At 44.4% G+C, this 16,786-nt stretch carries 12 protein-coding genes and 2 pseudogenes; 7 read left to right on the forward strand and 7 right to left on the reverse strand.

The window, feature by feature from the left end:
• Positions 1 to 209 precede the first annotated feature (209 nt).
• Complete coding sequence (locus I1H34_RS15025; RefSeq protein ID WP_212661858.1) at positions 210 to 1,127, reverse strand: DNA-methyltransferase; 918 nt, start codon at positions 1,125 to 1,127, stop codon at positions 210 to 212.
• 127 nt (positions 1,128 to 1,254) lie between these two features.
• On the opposite strand from I1H34_RS15025, the gene pyrE reads away from it, so the two are divergent.
• The 5 genes and pseudogenes from pyrE to I1H34_RS15050 all read left to right on the forward strand — a co-directional run bounded on the left by pyrE (position 1,255) and on the right by I1H34_RS15050 (position 6,062).
• A complete protein-coding gene (gene pyrE, locus I1H34_RS15030) occupies positions 1,255 to 1,782 on the forward strand; it encodes an orotate phosphoribosyltransferase (RefSeq protein WP_212661859.1) in 528 nt (175 codons plus the stop codon).
• A gap of 150 nt (positions 1,783 to 1,932) precedes the next feature.
• Complete coding sequence (locus tag I1H34_RS15035) at positions 1,933 to 2,748, forward strand: DNA/RNA non-specific endonuclease (protein ID WP_212666283.1); 816 nt, start codon at positions 1,933 to 1,935, stop codon at positions 2,746 to 2,748.
• Between the two features lie 158 nt (positions 2,749 to 2,906).
• Positions 2,907 to 4,288: pseudogene (lysA, locus tag I1H34_RS15040) on the forward strand (diaminopimelate decarboxylase).
• Positions 4,289 to 4,398: 110 nt separating this feature from the next.
• The gene (gene cdaA, locus I1H34_RS15045; protein WP_212661860.1) at positions 4,399 to 5,313 is read left to right on the forward strand and encodes a diadenylate cyclase CdaA; all 915 of its coding nucleotides are present in this window, start codon (positions 4,399 to 4,401) and stop codon (positions 5,311 to 5,313) included.
• A complete protein-coding gene (locus I1H34_RS15050; protein WP_212661861.1) occupies positions 5,310 to 6,062 on the forward strand; it encodes an isoprenyl transferase in 753 nt (250 codons plus the stop codon). Before cdaA ends, I1H34_RS15050 begins: the two co-directional genes overlap by 4 nt.
• 62 nt (positions 6,063 to 6,124) lie before the next feature.
• Here I1H34_RS15050 and I1H34_RS15055 read toward each other — a convergent pair whose 3' ends face one another.
• The 6 genes and pseudogenes from I1H34_RS15055 to I1H34_RS15090 form a co-directional block, all read right to left on the reverse strand.
• Positions 6,125 to 6,406 carry a DUF3143 domain-containing protein gene (locus I1H34_RS15055; protein WP_212661862.1) on the reverse strand — a complete coding sequence of 94 codons (282 nt, stop codon included), beginning with the start codon at positions 6,404 to 6,406 and terminating at the stop codon, positions 6,125 to 6,127.
• Positions 6,407 to 6,596: 190 nt separating this feature from the next.
• Entirely contained in the window at positions 6,597 to 7,055 is a 459-nt protein-coding gene (locus I1H34_RS15060) for a J domain-containing protein (protein ID WP_212661863.1), read from the reverse strand.
• Positions 7,056 to 7,239: 184 nt separating this feature from the next.
• Positions 7,240 to 8,460: a type II secretion system F family protein gene (locus I1H34_RS15065; RefSeq protein WP_212661864.1), complete on the reverse strand. Its 1,221-nt coding sequence runs from the start codon at positions 8,458 to 8,460 to the stop codon at positions 7,240 to 7,242.
• Between the two features lie 69 nt (positions 8,461 to 8,529).
• Entirely contained in the window at positions 8,530 to 9,651 is a 1,122-nt protein-coding gene (locus I1H34_RS15070) for a type IV pilus twitching motility protein PilT (RefSeq protein WP_212661865.1), read from the reverse strand.
• Between the two features lie 150 nt (positions 9,652 to 9,801).
• A pseudogene (locus tag I1H34_RS33110) lies at positions 9,802 to 11,139 on the reverse strand (ISKra4 family transposase).
• Positions 11,133 to 13,196, reverse strand: a complete 2,064-nt coding sequence (locus I1H34_RS15090) for a GspE/PulE family protein (RefSeq protein WP_249369266.1) — start codon at positions 13,194 to 13,196, stop codon at positions 11,133 to 11,135. The pseudogene I1H34_RS33110 and the gene I1H34_RS15090 overlap by 7 nt, the downstream one beginning before the upstream one ends.
• A 619-nt stretch (positions 13,197 to 13,815) precedes the next feature.
• Here I1H34_RS15090 and grpE point away from each other — a divergent pair.
• Both grpE and dnaK read left to right on the forward strand, forming a co-directional pair.
• A complete protein-coding gene (gene grpE / locus I1H34_RS15095) occupies positions 13,816 to 14,604 on the forward strand; it encodes a nucleotide exchange factor GrpE (protein WP_212661869.1) in 789 nt (262 codons plus the stop codon).
• Positions 14,605 to 14,767: 163 nt separating this feature from the next.
• A complete protein-coding gene (gene dnaK / locus I1H34_RS15100; protein WP_212661870.1) occupies positions 14,768 to 16,756 on the forward strand; it encodes a molecular chaperone DnaK in 1,989 nt (662 codons plus the stop codon).
• Positions 16,757 to 16,786: the final 30 nt, after the last annotated feature.

Below are 16,786 nucleotides of genomic sequence, written 5' to 3' on the forward strand. Positions count from 1 at the left end.
TTCTCAATTCAATTCAGAGCAAAGGGTTGAAGCTAATTTAGCTGTCAGGTTTCCAAATAGCAAATTTTTTTGAAGGCTACCATCTCAACTTCTCTAGCATGGAACATTGCTTTTTGCATTAAATCATTCTTCGGTGAAGATTTGAGCAGTAGAGCTGGATGTCCAACAATTGGCACATGCTTGGTATTCCCCCATTTTGGTCAAAAAAATTACTGGGCAGCTTGAGGAATGATTGTATTCCGTTCCCAGAAAATTTCTTGGGCAAATCCTTGAATAGCTGGATGAGAGTCAGCTAGCTCAATCCGTCGTTCGGACAACAAGCAATACTCCTCATCAAGTTCGATGCCGATAAACTGTCTATGCAGTTTTTTAGCAACCACAGACGTTGTGCCACTACCCAAGAAAGGATCAAGCACAATATCTCCAGGGTTACTACTGGCCAGCATTAGCTTTGCAACTAATTTCTCACTTTTTTGAGTGGGATGATCAGTATTTTCGGGCATTGACCAAAAAGGGATAGAAATATCAGTCCATAAATTAGACGCAAAGGTATCTCTAAAGTTGCCATTTTCAGTTTGAGACCAATCTTTAGGAGAACCATCCGGATGTCGATAGGGAGCTAGTACCCTTCGCCGCTGTTTCACAGCCTGGCTATTAAAGGTATATGAGTTCGAATTTGTGCAAAACCAAATATCTTCGCTCGCATTTTTCCAATTTGAACGGGCTCCTCTGCCTTTCTCGCGCTCCCAAGTGATCCGGTTACGAACCTGAAAATGAGATGTAGCAACCGTGAAAATTGAAGCAGATGAGAACCAATCTCCACAGATGTAGATTGAGGCATCAGGATGTAATAGGGGTTTCAGCTTACAACAAACATGATCTAACCATTCGGTATAAGCTGCGACAGACTGCTTGGTGAAGGTTCGACCATTGAAGACTTTATTCAGGTTGTAAGGTGGGTCAAGAATCAACAAATTGACGCTGCTTTGAGGGAGTTTGGGAGCTATGTCGAGGCAGTCTCCTTGAATCGTAATATCGATACTTGGCGATGTTTTTGTGAAATTTTTGACGAGTTTCAATCTCAATCGCTCACGATCTGCCGTACTGAGGGTCAATGTACGGTTCATAGGGGCTCTTTTTTTTTGCGTTTGAGGTAGGTCTGACATAATTCAGGTGTCTTCCCTATATAAGCAGTTCCAAGAGGGAGCCTAGCACCTAAACTAATTAAAGTTAGCCCAATTTCCACGAATTTTGATGAACAAAGCAGACCTGACAAAAGCGATTTATGACACGTCTCATATTACAGGTGAGTTTTTACTGCGATCGGGGCAAGTCAGCCATGAATATTTTGACAAATATTTATTTGAAGCAAATCCAACTTTATTGAAAGCCATTGCTGAATATCTCGCAACGATGATTCCTACCCCTGTTGATGCTCTAGCAGGTTTGGAAATGGGCGGCATTCCCATCGTGGCCATGTTATCTCAAATCAGCGGATATCCTTCCCTCTTCGTCAGAAAAAAGGCTAAGCCTTATGGTACCTGCAAACTAGCTGAGGGAGGAGAGATTCAGGGAAAACGGCTCGTCATCATTGAAGATGTGGTGACGTCTGGCGGACAGATCAAGCTTTCAGCCCAAGACTTGCGATCCCTAGGTGCTACGGTGACGGATGTCATGTGTGTCATTGATCGCGAAGCGGGTGGACAAGCCAATCTGGCGGCTGAAGGTTTAACACTCCATCCTCTATTTACGATGACAGAGTTAAAGCAGTCAGCTCAGTAGTCCCTCAACCTTCTATGGCTGATTGTCAAAGAATTGCTCAATAATATGGACCGGATGCAACTGTTGAATTCAATAGTGGATTGAGAAATAGTGATACGGCTTTTCAAATTACTCCCTGTTAGTCTGGCAAGGAAAATTGCGGGATTGATGATGCGATCGCATCTACCGATCACGGTATTCCTATGTTTTTCACTCTTGACCGGATGTAGCTTCTTCTCAATATTCACCCAATCCAATGTTGACCATCTAGCCCTTGGCAATCCTAGTCAAGCCAGAGTCGTCTTAGCCGACAGTAATAACTATTTGATGAAAAAGCCTCAATTTGCCCTTTCCTACAACCGCAGCAAGGGAATTCCCAACTGGGTGAGTTGGCAGCTCGATCAAACTTGGTTAGGAGATGTCGAACGTCGCAACGATTTTCGAGCGGATCAAAGCTTACCGCCAAAATGGGAGAAAGTGGATGCGAGAGACTATACCCGGAGTGGCTATGACCGAGGGCATATGACCCCTTCTGGCGATCGAACCAATTCAGAAGTCAACAATTCTGCGACCTTCGTCATGACCAATATTGTTCCTCAGCGGCCAGATAACAACCGAGGGCCATGGGTTGACCTCGAAAACCACTGTCGGGATTTAGTGGATGAAGGCAAAGAACTGTTTATTATTGCGGGAGGATATGGGAAACGAGCTGCGATCGCAAAAGGGAAAGTCATTCCTCCCCAAAATCTTTGGAAAATTATCGTCGTCATGGATGAGACCACATTAGGTATAAACGGTATTTCTGCCAATACTCCAGTGATCGCCGTCGATATCCCCAATAAGCAAGGCATTAAATCCCATGAATGGCAACGGTACATCGTCACCGTCGATCATTTAGAACAAGAAACGGGTTATGATTTCCTGCCAAATATCCCTGAATCTATTCAAACAAGATTAGAAAGTCAGAAAGCTACATTAAATTCATGAGAGACCATACTGCTAACATCGTACTCAGTGCTTTTCCATAATCTGAAACCCTGCAGCAGACACGGCAATAGGGACAGCTGAATATGATAAGATTCTCTGATGGCTCCTGCCGAGTTTAATCCTACCCTGACAAAATCTAAGCCCATTCCGGTCAGTTTATGGTATCCCTCCAACCACCAAGTATCAGCTCATCCACTCCAATAATGGAGACCTCCCCCAACCAGCAAATACTTCCACTATCTGCCGAAATCGATAAAGCAGGACAGATGGTAATTGGTGGATGCTTTGTTACCGAACTCGTTAAGCAATTTGGCTCTCCTTTATACATCGTAGATGAACTGACCCTGAGGACTGCCTGCCAACAGTATCGTCTCGCATTTCAAAAATTCTATCCTGGTCCATCCCAAATCCTCTACGCCTCCAAAGCCTGGAGCTGCATGGCTATCTCTGCACTAGTGGCTAAAGAGGGTTTAGGACTAGATGTGGTATCAGGGGGTGAACTGTACACCGCCTTACAAGCAGGCGTAGATCCTGAAACTATCTATTTTCACGGCAATAACAAATCAGTTACTGAACTAGAAATGGCCCTGTCATGTGGCTGTACCATCATTGCGGACAACTGGCTCGAACTAGAGCAACTTACAGAGCTTCTTTCCTCAATCGACACCCTGCCAAACCCTCCCCGGGTCATGCTAAGAATCACACCTGGCATTGAATGTCATACCCATGAATATATTCGAACGGGACATCTAGATAGTAAATTCGGTTTCGACCCCAATCAAATTGATCAGGTCTTGTCTTTTGCTCAGAAAACCCCTCAAATCGCTTGGGTTGGCTTTCATGCTCATATCGGGTCTCAAATCTTCGAGCTGCAACCTCATCAAGATCTAACCAGCGTCATTGTCGAGTGGTTAGCCAAAGCACAGGCTCTAGGCCTACCCATGGACGAACTCAACATTGGCGGCGGTCTAGGTATTCGTTATGTTGAGTCAGATGACCCTCCCAGCATCACTCAATGGTCAGAGATCGTCTGCAACGGCATTTCGCAAGCCTGTAAGACAGCCAATATCCCATTCCCGAAGCTACTCTGCGAGCCAGGACGCTCTCTAGTAGGTACATCCTGCATTACTGCTTACAAAGTTGGAGCCAAAAAGAACATTCCCGATATTCGTACCTACCTTTCTGTAGATGGTGGAATGTCTGATAACCCCCGCCCCATTACATACCAATCTGTTTACAGTGCTGCCATTGCCAACCACATGGATTCTTCCGCCACAGAGATCGTTACCATCGCAGGTAAACATTGTGAATCCGGGGACATTTTACTAAAAGATATCGCTCTCCCCCCAGCCAACCCGGTGATGTTCTGGTCGTAATGGGAACCGGAGCATACAATTACAGCATGGCATCCAATTACAATCGAATATCCCGACCTGCTGCTGTACTTGTGCAGGACGGAGACGCAAGCTTAATTCTTAAAAGAGAAACTTTTCAAGACCTCATTCGTCAAGATTGTCTGCCAAGGCATTTAGAGCAATAGCTGGTTAAATTTCATAGCGATAACCAAGCTTGCCCTCTATTTACTAATATTGCACTGATTACTGATAACGCTAAACTGACATAGGTATACGAGAAGGTTAGGCCAAAGGCATGGACGGGGTTAAGGAATGGCTGATAAACCATGACTGGGTTCAGACCTTCCGTTCCTTAATTGATATCAGCCTTGCTTTAGCTTTAACTTATATGCTGCTTCTCGTCATTGCTGAGCGGCGAACCCTATGGATGGTAAGAGGTGTCGTTTTTCTCGTTCTAGCAACCGTTGCTAGCAAGCTACTGCAATTCAATTACCTCAATCAGTTACTCACCTTCTTACTCATTGGCTCTGCGGTAGCCATGGCCGTCATTCTTCAGTCAGAAGTCCGACGCTTTCTGGAGCAATTGGGGAGAGGCGAACTGTTAAAAATGCTACGTCCTGCACAGCAGGTCACCCAAAATCCCGATAACATCATTGATGAAATTGTCGACGCAATAAAAGAACTCTCCCAAAATCGGACGGGTGCTTTACTCATCATTGAAACTCGAAATATTCCGATTGATGAACGAGACTTTTCAGTGCCAGGAATTAAGTTAAGTGCAGAAATTTCTCGGGAGATAATCCAAACCATCTTTCAGACAACCACCTTATTACACGATGGTGCCCTATTAATCCGAGGCGATCGAATCATATCAGCTGGCGTTATTCTACCTATTTCCGAGCAGACCGCATCTCGCCAACTCGGTACTCGACATCGTGCTGCGATGGGGATCACCGAACGGGTTGACAACTGTGTATGCATCGTTGTTTCTGAAGAAACTGGATCTATCTCATTAGCAGAACAAGGTATACTTAGACGCCCTTTAACCAGCAGTAAGTTGAGGGAATTGTTGGCTGATCGATTAATCTTATCTGTGGATAGAGAAGTTGTTACCCCAAGCTTGAGAAGTTTAGGCAGGAAAATCAGAAAACAAGTCTTTTCTTTGCTTTCTCTCATATTCCCATTGCTCAAATCTCGCAAGAATATATGACATTAAATTCAAGCCTTCCAAAGCAACTCCCTTCAGATTTAGATGTTCAGCGACTACCTAAACATGTCGCCGTCATCATGGATGGTAATGGACGATGGGCCAAGCAGAGAGGATTACCCCGCATTATCGGACATCGTCGTGGGGTAGATACCCTTAAGTCTCTTCTCCGCTGTTGTAAAGATTGGGGCGTACAAGCACTCACAGCATATGCTTTTTCCACAGAGAATTGGGGACGTCCTCTTGACGAAGTGGAATTCTTGATGATGCTATTTGAGAGGGTTTTACGTCGCGAACTACAAGAGATGATCGATGAAGGCGTGCAAATACACTTTGTCGGTGATTTAGAAGCTTTACCGTTGACACTACAAACAGAAATACAGCGGGCTATGGCTGCGACCAAAGATAATCACACCATCAAATTTATCATCGCCACTAATTACGGAGGTCGTAGAGAAATTATCCAAGCATGCCGCGACATTGCTTCTAAAGTTCAACATAATCAAATCCATCTAGATGATATTGATGAAAGTTTATTTGAACGGCATCTTTATACAGCTGGAATCATTGATCCAGACCTGTTAATTCGAACCAGCGGAGAAATGCGGGTGAGTAACTTTCTCTTGTGGCAAATGGCCTATGCTGAGCTCTACGTTACCAAAACCTTATGGCCAGATTTCGATCGGGATGAGTTCCATCAAGCACTCAGAGATTTCCAAGATAGGCATAGAAGATTTGGCAAGGTCAACTAATTATTCAATAAAAATTACATGTTTTTTGCACAAATCAATAATTAGGCAAGGAATAGTACTCGCTAAGGACCTGAGAACACTGCATCTTCAATATCTTGGCGACTTAAAGAATACTTAAAAGTTCGTTGAATATCACGTTCAGTGGAAGCCGCCGGCACATACAAAACAGACAACTCCTCAATATCTAGCCATATTTCTGCCTTCCACTGATCACGCTCAACACGCCAAAGATGCAAATCCTGAGAATCTTGGTGACATCCAAGCTTGTGAAGCCACTGCTCAATTTGGGGGAGAGGGTGATTATATAGTGGAGTTTTAGGATCTGGTAAACATGATTCAGTCATTAGCTAACTCTTACAACTTAGACATTAAATTGATCAATAGTTGGGTGCTTAATTATAAAGACAAATGTTAGGTCAATGAAGGAGATTTAAAGAGCATCCTGACTCATCATACGAGGCTCAATACTACATCTGCCTGAAACCAGGCCAGCATATTTTTAGAAGCAATCGATAGAGCCGCTTTGCGAACTCCTCATACAAACTTCGAACTCACATCAGTTAAAGCAGTAGGTTCTACAAACATCATTTCCCCACGGGCAAACCCCAGTACCACTGCCAGGATTAAACACCCTAAGAAGGTGATACACAAAATTAGTAATGCAACAAGCTCCCCAGGAGACAAAGGACGTTCTTGAATTTGCACCTGTGAAGAGGCCAATGGAGTATCTGAATGGGGTACTTTCTGCACGGGAGTATATTTGACAGACGATACCCCTAAACGATAATCATATGCTTTTCTTAGTTTAGGATTACTCAGAATGCCATAAGCATCATTAAGTTGTTGAAATTTTTGGATAGCCACTTCTTTGGGAAGGGTAGTCGTGTCAGGATGGTAAACCTTACTCTTTTTTCGATAGGCATCATGGATCTCATCACTAGAGGCTTCAGGAGAAAGATCTAACAACTGGTAGAAATTTGGATCTATCGGCATCACTCTAGTTCAAGCTTTTAATTATTCTGTGCTGGAGAATTAAACACTCAAAGAAGCTCCTAATACATATTGTAAGCAAGCCCTATCTCTTAGTCGATAGGGCTTGCTTACAATATGTATTAGGAGCTAGTGAAACTTGGCGTAAATCACACTTAAATTGAGAGAATTACAGAATAGCTTCTGTTTAGCCAATTAGATCGAAGATCTTGAACATAGGTAAATACATAGCTACAAGAATGGAACCAACCATCCCCCCTAACACAACAATCATTAAGGGTTCCATCACACTAGTCATGGCTTTAACTGCCTGTTCTACCTCATCTTCATAAAAGTCAGCAACCTTCATGAGCATCTTATCAATCTCACCCGTTTCCTCCCCCACATTGATCATCTGCGTGGCTAGGATAGGAAAAACTTTCTCTTTCTGCAGAGCCAGACTTAGCATCCCTCCTCCTTGGATTTCGCGACGAGCTTCATCAATAGCATTGGAAACTACCTGATTACCAGCAGTATCTCGCACTATTTCCAGTGAATACAAGATAGGAACCCCTGAACGGGAGAGAGACCCGAAGGTGCGGCAGAATCTAGCTACAGCGGTCTTTTGAATTAGATCACCAAACAGGGGCAACTTAAGCATGATTCGGTCTATCGTTTCTCTGCCTGCCCGTGTTCGATAGTATTGACGGAGTGCAAAACTAGCACCAAAGAAAAAAGCAGCAACCATTATTCCATAGATTGGTGTTCGCAAAAACTCACTGAGGTTCACCATCAGTTGAGTAAATGCTGGCAAATCGCCACCCAATTGGCTAAAAATGCCATCGAAAACGGGAATGAGAAAAATGACCATTCCCAAGAAAATAGATACAGCAATAAATCCAACTACTACTGGGTAAGCAAGAGCTGATCGAATCTGATTTTTGAGACGTGCTTGATCTTCAAGTAGGGTTGCAAGACGATTTAGCACTTCGTCCAAGACACCACCCGTTTCACCTGCTTGAATCATGGCAACATAAAGCTGATCGAAAGCCGCTGGATGGCCTCTCATGGCATCCGACAAACTAACGCCTTGTTGCACAGCAGCATTCACATCTAAAAGTGCTTTTTTCAGCTTAGGATTCTTGCACTGTTCAGACATAACTCCCAACCCTCTTACCAATGCAACCCCGGCATTGACTAAAGCTGAAAATTGTCTAGAGAAAAGAGCCTTATCTTTGACAGTGATGGATTGAAGAAAACTCAGATCAAGCTCAGCACTCATGCTGAAGCCTTGAGATTCCTTGATATCAAGGATTTGTAGTCCTTGACGCTGGATATTTGAACGAGCTTCTTTTTGAGAGGTTGCGCTTACCCTTTTTTGGCTAGATTTACCTTGAGGATCTCGCGCACGAACAACATAAGTTGGCATAACTCAATTCTCAGCAGTTAATGAAAGAAGAATAAATGTAAGGCAATGAGGCCATAAGATGTTCCATACTTATCGCCGATAAGAAGTGGCACCAGCGCCACGTTGATTACCCATAGGGGCTGCTCCCATTAATCGCTGCATTTCATCAGGACGGGATGTCTTGGATACAGCTGATTCAAAGGAAATCGAGCCAGCCTGATAGAGTTCAGCTAGGACTTTCTCTAAAGTAACCATTCCTAACTTTCCTCCAGTTTGAATAGCAGAGTATATCTGAGATGTTTTTCCTTCACGAATTAAGTTAGCAATTCCGGGAGTGGATACCATAATTTCTTGTGCCATGACTCTCCCAAACTCACCTGGTTTCGGATTTTTCCGCGTCACTAGCGTTTGGCTAAATACAGCCACCAAAGAGTTAGACAATTGCACTCGAACTTGAGTCTGTTGCTCAGGCGGAAATACATCTACCATCCGATCAACAGTTTGGGCTGCTGAACTAGTATGAAGTGTTCCAAAAACTAAGTGACCGGTTTCTGCTGCAGAAATAGCAAGTTGAATCGTTTCAAGATCCCGCATTTCCCCTACAAGAATAACATCTGGATCTTCACGGAGAGCAGCCCGCAGTGCATTCGAAAAGCTCTTGGTATCTTCACCAACTTGACGCTGGTGGATCAGGCTTTTAATAGGTTCATAAACAAATTCAATGGGATCTTCGACCGTGAGAATATGTTCAGCCCGAGTTAGATTGATATTGTTAATCATGGAGGCAAGGGTCGTTGTTTTTCCCGAGCCTGTGGGACCAGTCACTAGTACCAAACCACGGGGCTTCTCAGACATTTCTCGGACAATATTTGGTAATCCCAACGTTTCTATAGCAGGAATCTTAGAGCTGAGTGCTCGTAATGCAGCAGCATAAGTACCTCGATCCTTATAGACATTAACCCTAAAACGAGCTAGGCCTCTGACACCGTAAGAGCAATCTAATTCCCATGTTTGCTCTAATTGTTTCCGTTGAGTATTATTCAGCATGCTAAAGATAAGACGCTGACATTGCTCTTGACTCAGTGGATCATAATCAGTAGGAGTTAATTTTCCGTTGATACGAATGTAGGGAGGTAAGCCTACTGAGAGGTGTAAATCAGAGCCTCCTCGCTCAACGACTTCTTCCATTAGGTCTTCAATCATGTAGTCCATAAATTACCTCTTAATATTCCCAGCTAGAGTAAATTGATTGATACAAAAAATATTTCATGGATTCCTGTATTAATCTTGGAATCTTGGTGTAGTGCAATAGGGACAATCTAACCACTCAGGCCTTAAATCTGCATTACACACTGGGCGTATTTAGCGGATCGGGGATGCCTTAGTTTTCGGAATGGTCACCTCTGGGAATAAGGAGTCAAACCGTTCATTGACCCAGGCAATTCTCAAGATCAGTAAATGGTTGAAACCATCCTCACTCCAGCGCATGCCAACTCCCTTAAAGCGCTGCTGAATCAACCACTTGCATGCACTTTCAACCATTCCTGACCCGAGAGGAATCTGTTGCTGTTCAAAGTGCCGATAACGGATGTGGTTATGATGGCGTTGGAAATAAGCCTGCACCTGGAGCAACGTTGAAAAGACTTTCCCGTTAACAGTTGTGAGTGAATCAATATCGTCAAGGACCGTAATACAAGTAGGTGTTGCCCGTGTCGCAATTGGTGTCGCCAGTGCCGGAACCAGGCTTGGGCTTGAGCAGAGCGGGCATCTCCAAACATCGCTTTAGTTGCTCGTGCCAGATGGCCTGCTGAATGAAAAAAGTCGAGGACTGCCACAGCACAATGAGAGAACAAGGTGCGATAGACTCGCCAGAAGCCTCGTCCCCCATCACTGAGCCAGATGACTTTTGGAGCAGATTCAAAGTCTTGTTTGTGAGCTTCGAGTTGAAGTAAAGGGATGAACTGGTCGATATCGCCCAATACTGCCACCAGTCTTCGACGCAGTAATTGGGGACCTCCTTTTTAGCTCGGGTAACCCGTGTTCCCAGGCGAGCTAAGATGGCGACTTTGACTTCTCGCCACTGGATTTTTCCCTTGGGTGAGTTCGGGTGGGGCGAAAGGGACCATCACACCATCGGCGGCAATGGCCAAAGGTAGAGCAGATAACATCTCTGAAATCGCTTCACAAGGGGCCTGAGTCCCTGATGATTGAGCGTTGAGTTGAGCTTCTAATTCCTGCTGAGCTTTGTTACCCACGGATTGCACCCAGTTCCACAAACTGGATGGACTCACGGATAGACCACTCCACTGACCCAGCATCCAACTGGCCAGTTCATAGGGCATGAACAGACTCAACAAGCAGCCCAGACGCACCAGTTCTTCGCTGCTGTGCTGATAGGGGCAATCCCAATGGCTTGATCCAGGGGAGTCAACAGACTGCCTGGACATCCTTTGGGACAACGGCCCACCGTCGCTTTCAAGAGATAGTGCCTACAGTGTCTGCATCTGACGAGATTCCCATCCTTCGAATGTAAGCGGGTTCCGCAGGTAGTACATACAGGCCATACAAATACTGCTTTCGCGCGCCTTGAGAGTTCATCCTCCAGAAGACAGCGAGCTAGAAACAAGCCATTTGCAGAACGATATAAACCATCTGACTCAGGCTGGTTGATACTTTGAGTGCTTCAGTTTGTTCTAGAATTCGTCATGGGCTAGCACGGTTAGCAATTGCGATGGTAGGGTCATGATAGTTTTTGGTTCGGGTACAGGATCTATTGTCCTTGACCCGTTTTTCTTTGAGCCATGCATCCCCGATCCTTTGCTTACGCCCGTTAGAGATGTTTTACGCTTAGCTTTAAGTTCAGCCTCTAGACCACTATCGGTAAAGGTAACTCGTTCAACTTCAGCGAGGGTAGTATCCCCTTTCTTAACTAGTTCTAGGCTATAAGCTAGAAGGGTTTTCATCCCTTCTTCAACTGCCACCTCTTTAATCCGCTCAGTAGGTGCCCCTTCAGTAATCAATGTTTGCAGGGTTTCAGTGATTTGCATAACTTCGTAAACACCACAACGCCCTTTATACCCAATACCGTTACATTTTGAACAAACTGTTTGTCCTGTAGCTTGAGCTGTTTGAAGTTCATCAGCTGATAACGAATTAGCTTTGTAGAAGGTGATCTCTGTTCCTGGAGAAGCAGATAGCCCAAATCGACCTAGCTCAGAGGGTGAAGGTTGATAGGGAACTTTACAGTCTGAACATACTCGCCGTACCAAACGCTGGGCAACAACCCCCAATAAGGACGCCGAAACCATGAATGGCTCGACTTCCATTTCTGCAAGGCGAGCAACAGCACTAGCAGCATCATTCGTATGCAGAGTCGTTAACACAAGGTGTCCTGTTAGCGCTGCTTCAATGGCTGTTTTAGCGGTTTCTTTATCTCGGGTCTCACCTACTAGAATGACATCTGGATCTTGCCTTAGAAAAGCTCTCAAAATTGAGGCAAAGTCCATGCCTTTTTCTCGAATCACCTGGACTTGGGTCAGGCCTGGGAGGGTATATTCAATTGGGTCCTCCGCGGTACTGATGTTGACACCTGGGTGATTACATTCAGCTAAGGCAGAATAGAGAGTGGTGGTTTTACCAGAACCAGTAGGTCCTGTTACCAAAATCAGGCCAAAAGGTCTACTGACCATCTCTCTAACGATGTTTAAACTATCTTCGTCTGCAACAAGTTTGTCTAATCCCAGTTGAGTCGAGGAGTTATCCAGAATACGAAGTACAATCTTCTCTCCATATCGGCTCGGTAAGGTATTAACCCGAAAGTCAATCTTGCGTCCCTGAAAAAGTCGCCGGATGCGACCATCTTGAGGAAGGCGACGCTCAGCAATATCTAACTCTGAAATGATTTTGAAACGGGATATAACAGCAGGAATAATCTTCCTGGGCAGCGGATCGAAGGCCTGTTGGAGCACACCATCTTTACGGAATCGAACACGAAGGTGATCTTCTTGCGGTTCAATATGAATATCAGATACACCGCTCTGCAAGGCTTTAGCCAGAATTTTGTTAACTAAACCAATAATGGGAGCCGTTTCCGCATCTTGCAGGGCTGCCCCGAGGTCAGTCTCAAGTTCATCAGTAGGGAGATCGTCTAGACCTGCGATCGCATCTAAGTCATCGTCTAAATCAAACTCAATCGGTTTTTCATTAGCTTTTTGCTGAGCAGCTTGCTGATCGAGATACTTACTGATGAGTTGCTGATAGTCTTCAACCGCAATCACCATGCGTTGCAAGGTCAGATTTTTCTCCCTTAGAATTCGTCCTAGATCGTCCAGAGCACCTAAATTATCTGGATCAACCATTGCAACCAGCAACGTTGCCGGGTCCGTTTCTTGATCAAGGGTTAGGGGGACCAACTGATAGCGTCGACATAAGTCAAGAGAAATATAATTCTGGATCAATTCTTCGATTTGATCCGTCGGAATTTGGCTTAACTCAAGATCTAAGGAGTCGATGCCATAAAGGATCTTTAGTTCAAAAAGTTGTTGTCGTTTATATTGGCGTAGGAGTTCTGGTGGTAAAGACTGTCCAGTAAGTCCCTGAAGAATTTCGACAAGAGAACGTCCGGAGCGTCGACTTTCTAAGGTCGCTTCCCGCATTTGGTCTTGGTCAACATAACCTGTTGAAATCAGCTTATTGCCAAAAGGGGAAAAATTGTGCCGAGTAACTAGAGCACGCCGCTGTGAGGAAGAGTTAACCATAGCGATGAAAGCGAAAGACCTAACCGTGGATATGTAGCTTGAAAATAGACTTCCTTGCCAAGTCGAGGCAATGGCGAGGCTGTTCTCAGCATGCCCACATTTTTTGAGGTTTTTACAATCTTCTCGGGCACCAAGAATTCTACCCCTCTTGACATCAGCAATTTCAGCGTTCAAGTTAGCCAGACTGTGAATATCTGATATAAGGGGAATTTTGGGGAAAATTGCTAGAGTATATCTAGGATCAAAACATCCTCAACGTTAATGTTCTCAGCCGTTATTTATCATTGGGTGCCATTATTGGCCTTATTAAGTTTAGATAGTTCAAATTCTCGATATATGATAAATTTTTGCTCCAAATCTCTACTTAAGATTGGCATAGCAATATAAAATCAAGTTGTGGAGACAACTGAGAGTCAGGCTACTTATATTCAAGCTTGAATCAGCAGCAGTAGAAGACTCCCAGACTTTGGGAAGCTTTAATGCTCTCATATATGAGCAGGTCTGAGATACCATACGATTAATTACACTGAAACATGTTCGTTAAAGCACACAACACATTAAGGTTGTAGAACTGCGAAACAAACTGTTTGTTGATGGAAGTAAAGAAAATAGGAACATCATGAGCGAAGACGCGAAGCAGCACGAGAATACTGAGGCTAACGATGTAAGTTATTCGGATGAATCTTCGCTTCATCAGGATGATTCAAACTCAGAGTACGAAGAATTAGTGGTAGACGATTCTGAAGAGTTGTCCATAGATACTTTAGAAGAACTTGTTTCATCTGCCTCGCCTGACAATGAGACCAATAGTTCGACCGCATCACCAGAAGAATTGCCAATATCTGAACAAGCAGACTCGTCAGAGGCACTGTCCCAGTTAGCCACAGAAGTTGAAGCTTTGAAGAGTCAATTAGACGAACGCACTAGTCAATATGTAAGAATCGCAGCGGATTTCGAGAACGTTCGCAGACGTACAGCACGTGAGAAAACAGATTTAGAACAACGGGTAAAACGAGATACTCTCAGTGAGCTACTTCCCGTTATTGATAGCTTTGATCGGGCCAGATCTCATATCAACCCTCAAACCGATCAAGAAGAAAATATTCACAACAGTTACCAAGGAGTCTACAAACAGTTAGTGGATTGTCTTAAGCGCATTGGGGTAGGACCGATGCGATCTAAAGGACAACCCTTTGACCCCAACCTCCATGAAGCAGTAATGCGCGAACCCACTAACGAGTTCGAGGAAGGTATGGTTGTTGAAGAATTAGTCAGCGGGTATTTGTTAGGTGAACAGGTTTTACGACATGCAATGGTAAAAGTTGCTGCTCCTTTAGAACAAGAAGAGCCTGAAGCCGTTACTGAGGAAGAGGTTGCTGAGGAAGCTGAAAACGCTGTCTCTGAATAACTTTGCCAGGGTCTAATTCGTTCCCTTCACACCTATTTTTTAGGTTAATTTGCAGAAGGTTGATTAAATTCATGGGCAGATGAGGCACCCTACAGTATGAGGAGCATTTTAGAAAGCTCAATACATTTAATCAAGCATAATTGCTGTTTGCTGCGAAAAAGTTATGGGTAAGGTCATTGGTATTGATCTAGGAACAACGAATAGCTGTGTTGCTGTTCTTGAAGGGGGGAAACCTGTCGTTATCCCTAATACTGAGGGTGGGAGAACGACCCCTAGTATTGTTGGTTTTGCTAAATCTGGGGACCGCCTAGTTGGCCAACTTGCCAAACGACAAGCAGTCACCAATGCTGAAAACACCATTTTCAGTATTAAACGTTTCATCGGTCGCAGATGGCAGGAAACGGAAACGGAAAGATCTCGTGTAGCTTATACCTCCGTTCCTGGCAAAGATGAAACTGTTGATGTTCAGATTCGAGGGAAAAACTATACACCTCAAGAAATTTCAGCAATGGTTTTACAGAAGCTGAAGCAAGATGCTGAAGCTTACTTGGGAGAGGCAGTATCTCAAGCTGTAATCACAGTTCCTGCTTATTTCAGTGATGCCCAGCGCCAAGCCACAAAGGATGCAGGAACCATCGCTGGATTAGAAGTTCTACGGATCATCAACGAACCTACTGCAGCTTCTTTATCTTACGGTCTGGAAAAGCAAGAAGAAGACCATAAAATTCTAGTCTTTGACTTAGGTGGTGGCACCTTCGATGTCTCCATATTACAGCTAGGGGATGGCGTATTTGAGGTCAAGGCCACTGCTGGCAACAATCACCTCGGTGGGGATGACTTTGACGAATCTATTTTGAGATGGATGTTAGAAAGTTTTCACCAAACTGAATCTATTGATCTATCAAAAGACAAAATGGCGCTGCAGCGATTACGGGAAGCAGCGGAAAAAGCCAAAATTGAGCTATCCAGCACGATCACGACCTCCATTAACTTGCCATTCATTACGGCTGATGAAACGGGTCCCAAGCATTTGGAGATGGATTTAACCCGAGCTAAATTTGAAGAGTTAGCCGCTGAACTGGTAACAGGAACGATGGAACCTGTTGAACGGGCACTTAAGGATTCAGGCTTACAAGCTGAAGACATCGAGCGCATCATTTTGGTAGGAGGCTCAACCCGAATTCCTGCAGTCCAAGAAACAGTCAAACAATACTTTGGCGGTCAAAGTCCTGATCGTTCTGTAAATCCTGATGAATCGATTGCCCTGGGTGCAGCCATTCAAGCTGGCGTATTGGGAGGAGAAGTTAAGGATCTATTGCTACTGGACGTATCCCCTCTGTCGATGGGCATTGAAACGTTGGGGGGGGTATTCACCAAAATCATTGACCGTAATACAACCTTACCTACTAGTCGTTCTCAAAGCTTTTCAACCGCAACAGATGGGCAAACCTGTGTAGAAATCCAGGTTTATCAGGGCGAGCGAGCGATGGTGAAAGATAACAAGTGTCTCGGCCGCTTTGAATTAACCGGCATACCTCCGGCACCGAGGGGTGTACCTCAAATTGAAGTCACTTTTGATATTGATGCTAATGGAATTCTCAATGTTTCTGCCCAAGATAAAGGAACAGGGCGTGAACAAAGTATTCGTATCTCTAATACAGGTGGTTTAAGCAGCTTAGAAGTTGAGAGAATGCGCCAAGAAGCCCAAATATATGCTGATCAAGATCAGCAATTGAAAGAAGTCGCACACCAAAAAAATCAGATTGATAGCATGCTCTACAGCTGTAGTGCTACTTTAAAGGACAACGCGAGTACAGTTTCTCCAGAACTCAAGCAACGGGCCGAACAGGCAGCCGCTGAACTTAAGGTTTTAGCAGACCAACCTGATGTCACAGCAGAAACCTTGAAGCTTCGCATAGATACGCTTCAGCAGGTACTCTTAGATATTGGGGCTGAAGTTTATCAACAATCGGCAACAAACTCGCCATCGCCTAATGATGTTTATAATCCGAGTGACGTTTATAATAGTCAACCTAGCACTGTAGTAACTCCTGATCCAGGTTCAGAGCCTTCAGAACCACTGGATGATGACTCCACCATTGTTGGAGACTTCGATGATACGGTTATCACTGACTATGAAGCCGTAGATTAGGAGTTAGGTGCGTTGCCAGCTTAATTAGTG

Source organism: Acaryochloris marina S15 (genome assembly GCF_018336915.1).
Taxonomy (GTDB): Bacteria; Cyanobacteriota; Cyanobacteriia; order Thermosynechococcales; family Thermosynechococcaceae; genus Acaryochloris; species Acaryochloris marina_A.